The organism is Corynebacterium sp. ES2794-CONJ1, assembly GCF_025660615.1.
Classification (GTDB): Bacteria; Actinomycetota; Actinomycetes; order Mycobacteriales; family Mycobacteriaceae; genus Corynebacterium.
The window spans coordinates 103,327-115,025 of the sequence record NZ_JAOTIM010000004.1; the positions used below are offsets into that span (position 1 = coordinate 103,327).

Here is an 11,699-nt window from a genome sequence, read left to right on the forward strand (position 1 = left end):
ATACCTAGCGTATTTCCTGAGTCAGGACCACAGTGAGCGAACCAGGATCCTTGTATTCTTGAGGTAGATCAGCGGGAGCAGGTGCCGCGTTAGCACCCAGCTTTTGAGCAAGCTCGCGGGCTCCGGCCTCATTGTCGGTGTAGTAAACCGTATTCTGCGGGGCTACGAGCTGGCTCTCGGGAAGATTTCCCACTTCACCAACTTTGAATCCAACGTCATTGACTCGTATTTCCACACGGCCCGCCAACCCTGGTATGAGAGAGTTATTCAACACATTTACTGGCGCGGCTGGAGCGGGCGCCGGTGCAGGAGCTGCGGGCGCTGGTGCTGCTGGAGGAGCAGCTGGGGTTCCGGGGTCCACGGCTCCAGCAGTCCCACCCCGTGGGGTGGCCGGGGCTGGGGTTGCTGGTGCAGCCTCTCCTATATTTTCAGCCCAAGGAACCGGGGCTGGGGTTGCCTCAGACTTCTCCTTGTAAGACGTGTCAGTCTTTTTTACTGGAGCAGGGGTGGTTGTTTCCTTTCGGGCTACGGGTTTCCCGGCAGTCTTATCGGTGTCCGCGACGGGGTATGGAGCTGCCCAGTTATCTAAAGAATCCGAGCGATTGAGCTGGAATACTCCCCACGATGCGAGGAGAAGTGCCACTGCAATCAAAATCATGGCCATTCCGCGCAGGGGAAGCGTCTGACTGGTCTCTTTGTCCATCACATTCATATCCTAACTCGTTGTACCTGAACGCTTGAATCTCTCTTCATCCCTAGTATCCCTTAACCTGCGCAGGCGCGCAGTCAGGAGTGGATATTCTTGCATCATGGCTGGCTGATCAATAATTTTATTCAAAAGTTGATAATACCTAATCGGGCTCATTCCCAATTGCTTTCTAATCGCTTCTTCTTTGGCCCCAAGACTCCGCGGTGCTTGTTGCTCGAAAGCAAGTAGATTACGTGCCTCATCCATGTAATACACTGTATTGCATGACTGTTCGACCTATCGTTATATATGGTACCCCCGTCCTGCACGCTCCCACGGAAACTGTTACCGAACCCGTCTCTGAACTGCAGGAATTAATCGCCGATATGTATGAAACCATGGCGGTTGCACGAGGAGTAGGCCTAGCAGCGAACCAGATCGGTGTGAATAAACGCATCTTCGTATTCGACTGCCCCGATGACCAAGGTGTCTACCACCGTGGGTGCTTTATCAATCCTGTGCTGGAAACCTCCGATATTCCTCTCGGCATGCCAGAAACTGATGGGTCGGATGATGAGGGATGCCTGTCGCTGCCGGGTCTGGGCTTTCCTACTGGCCGCGCCTCATGGGCAAAAGTCACTGGTCTTAACGAACAGGGCGAAGAGGTCAGTATGGAGGCCACTGGTTTCCTAGCGCGGTGTTTCCAACACGAAGTGGGCCACCTCGATGGCTTCGTCTACGCCGATGTACTCGTCGGGCGTTGGAAGCGTGCCGCTAAAAAAGCTATCAAGGCTGAGGGTTGGGGTGCTCCCGGCTCCACATGGATGCCTGGCGAAGATGTCGATCCCTTTGGACACGATGATCTCGACGAGGAATGTGACGAGAACTAATGTCTTTTATCTTTAGGTCCGACTCCCCTGCGGTAGGCGAACGCATCGTCTTGCGTCGTGCTGTGGCCGGGTCTTCGGAGTTAGAGGCTCAAAAAGCGCATACCGATATCATTGGCCATGTCGTCGAGATCAACCAGGGGCACTCAATCACGGTGCGCCCCCAAAAGGTTGGCGGTTATATTTCCTCCAAACCGGTCATCACAGTGCCGTGGGAGGAAGTGCATATTATCAAGAAGTTATCCCCACGTACCGTAAGAAATGCAGATATCCGCGCTCTGGAGTCAGCTTATGCACACAGCGTTGCTTGCGAATATCACACCTGGTCTACCAACAGACAATGGCTCATGCGCGCGGGGAGCCACCACGGCTTAGCCTTCGAATCGGCCATCCCCCTTGGCCCGTCAGCAGCTTTTGGCGAGGTCCCCGTGGCGGACATCCAGGCCTTCTCCCAACACCACGGGGTGCCGCCTCGCGTGTGGCTACCAGAACGGATAGGCAGGCCCGCCGAGCGCATGGTGAAAGATGTCGGACCAGAGATTATCGCCTTAGTACAATCGCTGCACCCGCTCAACGCGGATCGCGCAGCACCCGAGGAGTCTGCGCCTATTCGGCACACCGTGAGGATCGAAACGGCGGACAGTGAACTAGATCTTTGTGCCACTGGGGTGGTCGTCCATGGTTATTTGGGTATTTTCCTCCCCGAAGTAGCGCCACACGACCTAGCTAAAAGCCAGGTGGACGCGGCGATAGCAGCTATCATATCGTGGGGCTCGAGCGTGCAGGCGCATACGGCCTATTATTATATGCACCCAGGTTACGAAGCCCTGCTATCGGTCTTCGAATCCCTGGGTTTTTATGAGCATCACCGGTCGCGGGTGGGAGTTTTGGGCTAGCAGCGCATATCCCTCGTAGAAGGGTTAAACTCTTGGTTATGCGAGTTGCTAATTGGAATATAAATTCGGTGCGTACTCGGACCGAGCGGGCACGCCAGTTCCTAGACCGTCACGATATTGATATCTGCCTGCTGCAGGAAACGAAGTGCACGGACGAGCAATTCCCCTATGATGCTTTCCCCGACTATGAAATCGCCCACTGTGGTTTTGGCCAATGGAATGGGGTAGCCATTCTCTCACGGGTCGGTTTGGATGATATCCAATATCATTTCCCTCATCAGCCCGGCTTTGCCAAAGACCCCCTTGCAGCTCAAGAGGTTGAAGCACGCGCTATTGGCGCCACCTGCCAAGGAGTTGAGGTGTGGAGTCTCTATACACCTCACGGTCGAAGCATCGCCGATGCCCACTATGACTACAAACTGCGATGGCTTTTTGGGTTACGCAACTATGTCGACACTACCTCGGGACCGCTTATTTTGGGTGGCGATTTTAATGTGATCCCCCGCGATGAGAATGTTTGGTCCGTTGCTGCTTTTGCTGGTAAGACCCATATTACGGAACCCGAACGACAAGCCTTCTTTGCGCTAATCGACGCCGGTCTCGAGATAGCCTCGCCCCAAACGGGTTATTCGAATTTTGATTACAAAGACTTCCGATTTGAACGCAACGAGGGTTTGCTCATTGATTTCCAGCTCAGCCGAGATTTAACTATTGGCGATAGCTTTATTGACTTAGACGAACGGCGTGGCAAGGGGGCTTCTGATCATACCCCGGTGGTAGTTGATTATCGGTGAATCTAGACCTCGGATCGTGGCAGACCATCCTGCTCATTATTGATTATTCGATCAAAATTATCGCCATTGGTTTCGTACCCGAGGGTCGGCGCCCCTCATCCTCGACTGCATGGTTGCTTGCAATTCTTGTGCTGCCCTATATCGGGTTGCCGCTCTTTCTCTTAATGGGCTCACCCTATATCAATAGGCGACGCCACGCCGTACTCGAAGAGGCAAATAAGCGCTTCTCACAGCGAAAACACATCAGTACTGTTCCCACCTTGATCCCCGAATTGGCATCTATAGTTAGCCTGAATAAGCATCTCACCTCCATGCCCTTGGCGACAGGGATCAATTATGGGGTGCACTCTTCTTTCCACGACAGTTTGAAACGCATGACCAAAGCGGTCGATAATGCGCGCGAAAGTGTGCACGTAGAAATCTATATTGTCGCCTGGGACGAGGAAACTGATGCGTTTTTCCAGGCACTCAGGCGCGCAGTCGAGCGCGGGGTTACCGTCCGACTCCTCTTTGACCACGTGGGGTCGTGGAAATATCCAGGTTATTTCTCTTTAGGCAAACGCCTCGACGCTATAGGCGTGAGATGGCATGTCATGTTGCCGCTGCGCCCGTGGCGGTGGCGATTCCGGCGCCCCGATCTACGCAATCACCGCAAAATTCTCATCGTTGATGGTCACCGCGCCTTCTTAGGGTCGCAAAACCTTATTGCACCGCACTATTTATTGCGCAAGAATCGCCGTGACGGGCGCGAATGGGTAGATATCATGGTGGAAATGGGTGGGCCCATCGTTACTGATATCAACCATATCTTCGCGGTGGATTGGTATCTTGAAACTGAAGAATTATTAGAACTGCCCGAGAACCCCGCTCCAACCCCCGGCGCGGATCACGTCAATATTATGCAGTTAGTGCCCTCCGGCCCAGGTTATGAAACCGAACCTAATCTGCGGATGTTCAACTCGATTATCCACCAAGCAGTGGACCACATTGTTATGTGCTCCCCCTATTTCATTCCCGACGAATCCCTCCTCGAAGCGGTCACATCAGCATGCTACCGCGGGGTCACCGTCGATCTCTTGGTTAGTGAAAAAGGGGATCAATTTATGGTGGCGCACGCTCAATCCTCCTATTACCAGGCTTTATTGGAGGCGGGAGTCAATATTTACCAATATCCAGCGCCCTTTGTGCTGCACAGTAAATTTCTCCTAGCTGACCCATTATCCGAGAATTCCTTGGGGGTATTCGGCTCCTCAAATATGGATATGCGCAGTTTTGGCCTTAACTACGAGATCTCAGTAATGCTCACTCACGGCGATATGATCGAGGATCTCCACGAGATCGCCGTACAGTACCGAGATGCATCTATACCCCTGACCCTGGACGAATGGAATACTCGGTCTCTAGGCAGGCGCTATATTGATAATATTATGCGCTTGAGTTCAGCTCTTCAGTAGCAAATAAGAATAAGCATGATTAATGTGCACGTAGGTATTACGCGCTGATTGAGCGACGTCCCAAACTAGATAGGCACAACGCTCCCGTTGCACACACCGCCATAGACGCCACCATCATAGCGGGTGGATAGCTCCCAAGAGGCGCAATGGCGGAGACAAGCCCTGCCATAAGAAATTGCCCGCACCCTAAAAGCGCACTGGCTGAACCAGCTCGAGCACGCACCGCACCGAGGGCGATGGTCGTGGCATTACCCATCACCACCGAAAGTGGAGCGATAGCGAAAAACAGCGCTGCAAAAAGCACAAAATGATGAGCCCTAACCAATCCTGCAGTGCTGAGAACCCCCACAGCGAGGAGCACAACCACGAGGGCGCCTCGCAGAATTGAGCTCGGAGGATAGCGATCAAGCAATTTAGTGTTGATGAAGCCACCTGACATAAGGCCAAGGGAATTTATGGCAAAAACCAAGGCGAAGATCTTAGGGGAATATCCCATGATCTGCTGGATAATGATGGAGGCGCTGGAGATATAGCTAAAAAGAGTACCAAAGCCGAGAGCAAAGCTCCCGCAGAAGAAGAGGAAAGTTCGGTTACGCGCCACTTCGCTGAAGGCGCTGATATTAAAGGGTGTGCGGGCACTAGGGGGTCGGGTTTCGGGTATGAAGAAAATAACCACCATCATTTGTAGAAAGGCTATAGCCACGAGCACGAGGAAGATCCCGCGCCACGACATGAAATCGATAAGAAAGGCACCTACTACGGGAGCCAGGGCGGGTGCGATCCCACCAACGATCATCATCCAGCTAAAGGCCTTCGCGGCGGCAACCCCTTCCATCAGATCAGGAATGACAGAGCGGGCGAGGACTACGCACATTCCGGCACCGATACCCTGGAAAAATCTGGCGGAGATAAGCATTCCAATGGAAGGGGCGAATGCACAACCTATAGCGGCAACGAGGGCTATACCAGCGCCGGCGATCAGAAAGCGCTTGCGGCCGTAGGTGTCACTTAGGGCTCCTACACCCAGTTGACCACAAGCCATCCCAAGCATGAAGGAGGAGAGAGTCCATTGCACTTTTGAGGTGGCCAGCTCCGCGGCCACCTGGGGCAGCCCGGGCAAATAGAGGTCAATAGAAAAGGGGCCTGACGCTGTTAATAGTGCCAGGGCAAACAGCAAACCGAGAGAAATCGTAGACGTTTTTTGCATCAAAGCCTCAAATTTTCAAGTTGAAGGGATACCGCTGGAAGTGAGAATCTCTATATAACCCTGTGTAAATCTCAGCTGATACTAGGGAAGGGTACCCTACCAAAATTATAAAGCCAGCCCCTGGTGGAAAAGGGGCTGGCTGAGTTTGGGGCTACGAATCGTACTAGGCGTCTCGCAGCTTCACCATAACGGTGCCAAGGATGAGGATGGCGAGCGACCATACCGCAAAATAAAGACCCGAACCTTGGTAGCCCCACACGATATCCTGAATATCCGTGCGCTGTACAAAGGCCTGCATATTCGACATGGGACCGTATTTAACGACCCACGGACCGATTTTCGGCAGCAGCCCCACAATATTCTCCAAGGCAAGGATCCACATCGACATGAGCGCAACCGCGCCCGCAGTTTGGCGCACGATAAGGGCAACGCCCTGAGAGAAGGTCACCATGAGAACGATAACTAACGGCAATACCCACATGAGACGAAGGGCATTATCATCCGACCACACAATGAGCGTTTTGCTCGCCTCTTCACTCGCAGCCCACTTGGCGATATAGAAACAGCTGATAGTGGTGATAAAGGTCATCACAGCCGCAAAGAAGCTGTAGACGAGCCACTTAGCTACAACCACTTGGATGCGCTGCGGGGTGGCGGCAAAGGTGACCGAGGCATAATTGTGGCGGTACTCAGCGGTAAACACCATAATTGCTTGGATACTCACGATGAATAAACCAAAGGTATTAACAGCTAATACTGCGGCGCTGGCGTAGAGAATGGGAATATTAAATAGTTGTGGCTGTGGGACGGTATTCCATCCCATCAACGCAGCTGTTCCTGCACAGAGTGCAAAAAAGAGCGCAGTAGTCCAGTAGATGGCTTTGGTGCTTATTAGTTTGGTCCACTCTGAAAAAATCGTTTTGAGCATAATCTTTTCCTATGATCCTTCCGTTTGCTGAACGGTCACGGTGGACTGATACTGCACAGCGTCGCCCGTCATGCCCATAAATGCTTCTTCCAGGGATGCCCGCTGCTGGGTGAGTTCCTGGATGAGGTGCCCGTAGGAAAAAGCCACAGCACCGATATAGTCGGTAGTCTGATCTGGAACCAGGAAGATATCGCGACCTTCTTCGTCCTTGCTTTGCATATATTTGATTCCCTCCTCATCGAGATTGGAAGCAAATTCCTCGCTGCGTTCGGTGCGAATTTTCACTGAGGCTGCGGAGTGGCTCTTAATAAAGTCATAGGTAGATTGATCCGCGACCAATTTACCCTTGCCAATGACAATGAGGTGATCGGCGGTTTGTGCCATCTCGCTGAGTAAGTGCGAAGACACCAGAACGGAACGTCCCTGCGCAGCAAGCGAACGCAATAATTCGCGTACCCAGTGGATGCCCTCGGGGTCGAGACCGTTAACAGGCTCATCAAGAATTAGAATCTCGGGGTCACCCAGGAGTGCCCCGGCAAGGCCCAGGCGCTGCCCCATACCTAGGGAAAAACCGCCGGCTTTTTTCTTCGCCACGCCACCCAGGCCCACAATATCGAGGACCTCTTGAACGCGTGCAGTAGGAATACCATTCGCTTGGGCGATCCACTTGAGGTGATTATAGGCCGAACGATTGGGGTGCACAGCCTTAGCGTCGAGAAGCGCACCGACAGTCCCCAAGGGGTTCCTCATAGACCGGTAGGGCTTACCATTTATCAGCGCGGAGCCCGAGGTGGGATTATCAAGCCCGAGGATCATCCGCATTGTGGTGGATTTACCGGCACCGTTGGGTCCGAGAAAGCCGGTTATGATCCCCGGCTGGACGTCGAAGGATAAATCGTCGACAGCAAGGACATCACCATATTTTTTGGTTAATCCGCGAACTTCAATCATTCTTGCCATTCTTTCATACTCTCGCGCACCGCGTCCCAACTCCCCTCAAAAGGCGGGGGATAGGTGCGGTGTGCGACCTTTATCAAGGGAATAATTCTAGCGCCTGGGCGCCAATGTGGGGAATAAGACCTCGGCATTCAGGGAAATGACGATCCACTCAGTTGTACTGCCTCCTCGCACAAGCCAAGAGATTCTGTCCTTACCTGCCTGTGGAGGGAGGAGTCAGCAATCGTGTTAAGAAGGGTCGAAACTTAGCTACGAGGGTGGATGCGCGACGACGGATGTCGTGCCGCGAAAGAAATGCGAAGACGCCCAGGGAGTTGTTGATCCGGAAAATGGTGATAGAAAACCGCTGAGATCGCTGTGGGAATTTAAGACAATTAAATCGGGGAGTAGCGCTCTACGAGAAACAGATTCCGATTTGGAGTTAACGACTAGAGGGGGCTAGAGCCGGATATGATCAGCACAGTCACCGGTTCAAAGCTAGCTAAAGTTGTTGCGTGGTAACGTCACCAATTTTGTGACTTTTACACTATAAACTTCTCTCACCATCCCTGAAGTCGAATTTCTCAGACAACAAGCATATTCTCGACAAATCTATCCACATGGTCGCAAAGTATGAATACAGAGGCCATCAAGCGCATTCTGGGGTTATTGAATACCTGCTGCTGAAGGTGGCTCTACACTGGCCATCGTTAGGTACCGAAATTGCAAACGATAGGTTCATCGGAGTCCCCAGTATCCACTGTGGCGACCGAAAAGGATTTTCTGAAATCGCCGAGTCAACGACGATTTGTGTGACGTATCTATATCGCAGCGAATTATGAGGATATCATGGTAGCCGCAGATCAGTTCAAGGCCAGGGAAATGGGAGAGGTACTCGTCGCTGGGAAAAGTTCAGCAGGTGCTTGGAAGAGTTCCGTGCCATCTTTTGATTCTGCCTATGGCCGGAAAGGTAGTGGGTGCCACAATATCCGTCTAGTCTAGAAACAGCATGACATACAAAATCTCCCCGCAACCTCAGGACACTCCCCAAACAGTTACTGCAGCGATTAAAACTCTACCGACAGCGACCTTCAACATCGATCACCGTTGGGCATCCTGACGAGCAAAGAAGTCAAAGCTACAGCTTTAACTACATAGCTTGTCGAAGGAACTGAGATCAGTAACGAGATCAACGCCACCACTCAGCTTTCGATCACCTAAGCACAGCGATTTATTCTTCATCGATCCATCAGCCTCGGATACAGAGTTTCTGGCATCCTCGTTGGACTACCTTAGAAAACCCAGAGTCCTTGCACACCCCAACATATCCCAATGATGAATCCGCTGTGCACCTCGTAGGTAAAAGCCCGATTGACCAAAAAGTTAGTAGTGCGGCGACAGCCGTCGCCACGTTTCAGGGATCTCCATACAGAAGCAAACTAATATGCTCTCCCGAGAATACGATTGGGTTCAGCACCTACACCCCGAGTCCGATGTCTGCCCTAACTGCAAACCCTTTTGATCTCTCATTAACGAAAGCTGGTAGGCCCTAATTCACCGTTATGCAGCGAGGAGACTTCACCAATCCAATTCGGATTAACCACGTGGAAGCCTCTCTACTCATACTTGATAAATATATCCAGGGCTAACAACCTGGATATTTAGGTGCCCGATGTTTAGCATTGCATGACTTGCTCTTTGTGTCCTGTCCTTTTCGACTTAGTCATAGGGTAGCTAATTACCCTTGTCCACCTAAGGTTTTGTGGGCCCAACTGCGCTACCCTTCCGACGGAAAAGCGGTGATCTAACGTTACGCTGTCCACCAAGGATAATGAGCATTAGCTCCCACCCACTCGTTGAACGCATCCTGTGCCAGTGGAGTCTGACTAACACTGTTGGCGTTGGGAGTGAAAGTTGAGTAATCAACCGGAAGTGGCTCATTTATATCATTGAGAACCTGGCCGAAGAAATCGGAGCGGATTTGATCCAAGCAGATCTCTAGCTGTTTTTTATCGGCCTCAACAGGAAAGTTAGGTGTTCTCCTCTCCGGGTAGGGAATTCCATAAGTTGTTCTCACTTCTCGTTCGACTTTCTCGCGGGCAGCACGAAGGCTCTTCACAGCCGCATATTTTTCGGTTTGGGCCTCTACAGTGAGTTCTTTTGCCTCGCCTAGTTGCGCGTCTACCATATCGAGTTTAGCAACCACATTCTTTAATTCAGCGCGAGATTCCTCTCGCAGCTGCTGGAGTGCCCTATCCGCCGCATTTTTAACCACTACAGCCGTTATGAGGGAAGCGGCTACTAAGACCAAAAGTGCGACCCCAAGGATGACAACCAACGCTGTCAACGTCAGAGACCACGGACCGATCAGTACAACGAAAATACCGAGAATCACTGTTGCTATCGCGGCTGGGACGCCTAGCCTGTTACCAAAAAATGCACTCCTCAAGTCCATCTCTTTGTTCTCTGCTTGTGCGAGAATATCCTCGAGCTCAGCTTTTTCGCTTCTCAAGTCTTGGTATGCGCTGGTCACTTCGATCTCGTTCTGCTCTGCACGTGCGGCGAGACTTTCGCCAGCCTCCTCTGCCTTAATCAACGCGGGAAGATTATACGCTTCCTCAATCTTAGCGAGCTTTTGCTGCCAAATATGCTGCCACGACAGTTTAAGCTCATCATAATCGTCAATAAAGCCTTCCAGCTGCCCAATCTGCTGACGCTGGTCCAGACGAGAATCGAGACGCTGCTCAATCAATTGGCGAAGATCTTCGCGATAAGCCCGTCGTTGCGATTTCCATTCATCGACAAACTTAGCAATTTCTTTATCTAAGGTCCTGGCACTTAATGGAACCTTCGCCGCCTCCCGCTTGGCTACTGTGCACTCCTTTTTAGCCTCGCGAAGATCCTCCTTAAGATCCGTCCGCTGAGCCCTCATCCGTTCTATCGCATTTTTCAGATCGACCAGACTATATTCAATTGAATTGATAGCCTCCTCAATTTCCTGAGCTTTACTGGAGTGCCAGATTGTTAATCCAGTATTAACAAAGGTACTCATCTTTCCTGCAGTTTTTAGCTCAGCTTCGTAGCGACTGCCCCGCATAGCGCGTTTAGCTAAATTAAACTCAGTTCTCAGCCGCGATTTTTTGATCTTCAGATGTGCGATCTTCTCCCGTGCTAACTCGATATCTTCGTTGACCTTATCAATCTCACCCTGCAGCGAGTGGATATAACCCTTCACTTGTTTCAACTCTGCCTCGGCTTCGCGCTGAGGATCCAACTCTTCGTAAAGCTGATCATTTAACTCGTCAAGTTTCTTCTGATTTGCACCCTCCCAATCGCCGTATTGGTCAGTGTAAAGGATGTCTAACAAAGCGGTAAAGGTATTGGAATCAATATCAGGGAAAGGCATCTTGTCTCCATTCAAACAGCGGGTCTAGCGATAGCATCTTTCTAGATCGGCTTTGGGCAATATGTGTACGAGATTATCACTAGCCTGAAGGGCGGAGTAAAATAGGAATTTTTCTAAAAATATGCCTTTTCATAATTCTTTAATAACCGAACTTAGTTTCCGCTGCTCAATTTTTTCCCGTGAGTTGCGGCAACTAAGGGCCTGTGGACACGATATCCTACTCGAATCGACACCTGATTGAATGTCTCAACCTATATTCCCCTCGGATCCTGCTATCGATCGCCACTAAAGAGATAAATGGTGCATACTGGTCGAATCTAATAAACAGAATTACAAATACCCTAGGTGCCCATCTAGTAATTATCCGTGACAAAAACGGTGTACGCCCCTCACCTTTTCAAAGGAATACTGGGGATATTAGTTACCAGACTCGGCTTCTACCCGTCTCTGAAGACCTTCTGTTTTACGTCCGAGATCGGTGACCCTAATCAGCTCCAGCGGAA

10 protein-coding genes are annotated in these 11,699 nt (G+C 51.3%); 4 read left to right on the top strand and 6 right to left on the bottom strand.

Features of this window, described 5'->3' with window-relative positions; translation table 11 throughout:
- Positions 1-4: 4 nt before the first annotated feature.
- Together N7326_RS06235 and N7326_RS06240 are read right to left on the bottom strand one after the other, a co-directional pair.
- Positions 5-703, bottom strand: a complete 699-nt coding sequence (locus N7326_RS06235; RefSeq protein ID WP_263088348.1) for a LytR C-terminal domain-containing protein — start codon at positions 701-703, stop codon at positions 5-7.
- Positions 704-715: 12 nt separating this feature from the next.
- Positions 716-955, bottom strand: coding sequence for a DUF3263 domain-containing protein (locus N7326_RS06240; protein ID WP_259078769.1), 240 nt, complete (start codon positions 953-955; stop codon positions 716-718).
- 17 nt (positions 956-972) lie between these two features.
- Between N7326_RS06240 and N7326_RS06245 the strand changes: the two genes are divergently transcribed.
- The 4 genes from N7326_RS06245 to N7326_RS06260 are packed head-to-tail and all read left to right on the top strand — an operon-like array spanning position 973 to position 4,719.
- A complete protein-coding gene (locus tag N7326_RS06245) occupies positions 973-1,578 on the top strand; it encodes a peptide deformylase (protein ID WP_259078768.1) in 606 nt (201 codons plus the stop codon).
- The gene (locus N7326_RS06250) at positions 1,578-2,471 is read left to right on the top strand and encodes a GNAT family N-acetyltransferase, cg3035/Rv0428c family (RefSeq protein ID WP_259078767.1); all 894 of its coding nucleotides are present in this window, start codon (positions 1,578-1,580) and stop codon (positions 2,469-2,471) included. Before N7326_RS06245 ends, N7326_RS06250 begins: the two co-directional genes overlap by 1 nt.
- 38 nt (positions 2,472-2,509) lie before the next feature.
- Positions 2,510-3,265: an exodeoxyribonuclease III gene (locus tag N7326_RS06255; protein ID WP_259078766.1), complete on the top strand. Its 756-nt coding sequence runs from the start codon at positions 2,510-2,512 to the stop codon at positions 3,263-3,265.
- On the top strand, positions 3,262-4,719 hold the full coding sequence (locus N7326_RS06260; RefSeq protein ID WP_259078765.1) for a phospholipase D-like domain-containing protein: 1,458 nt from the start codon (positions 3,262-3,264) through the stop codon (positions 4,717-4,719). The genes N7326_RS06255 and N7326_RS06260 overlap by 4 nt, the downstream gene beginning before the upstream one ends.
- A 37-nt stretch (positions 4,720-4,756) precedes the next feature.
- Here the strand turns inward: N7326_RS06260 and N7326_RS06265 are convergent, their stop codons facing one another.
- The 4 genes from N7326_RS06265 to N7326_RS06280 form a co-directional block, all read right to left on the bottom strand.
- Positions 4,757-5,926: a multidrug effflux MFS transporter gene (locus N7326_RS06265; protein ID WP_259078764.1), complete on the bottom strand. Its 1,170-nt coding sequence runs from the start codon at positions 5,924-5,926 to the stop codon at positions 4,757-4,759.
- 163 nt (positions 5,927-6,089) lie between these two features.
- Positions 6,090-6,857, bottom strand: a complete 768-nt coding sequence (locus N7326_RS06270) for a multidrug ABC transporter permease (RefSeq protein ID WP_396125072.1) — start codon at positions 6,855-6,857, stop codon at positions 6,090-6,092.
- 6 nt (positions 6,858-6,863) lie between these two features.
- Positions 6,864-7,805 (bottom strand): ABC transporter ATP-binding protein, encoded by a 942-nt coding sequence (locus N7326_RS06275; RefSeq protein WP_259079000.1) that lies wholly within the window; start codon positions 7,803-7,805, stop codon positions 6,864-6,866.
- 1,795 nt (positions 7,806-9,600) lie between these two features.
- Positions 9,601-11,196: a hypothetical protein gene (locus N7326_RS06280; protein WP_259289496.1), complete on the bottom strand. Its 1,596-nt coding sequence runs from the start codon at positions 11,194-11,196 to the stop codon at positions 9,601-9,603.
- Positions 11,197-11,699: the final 503 nt, after the last annotated feature.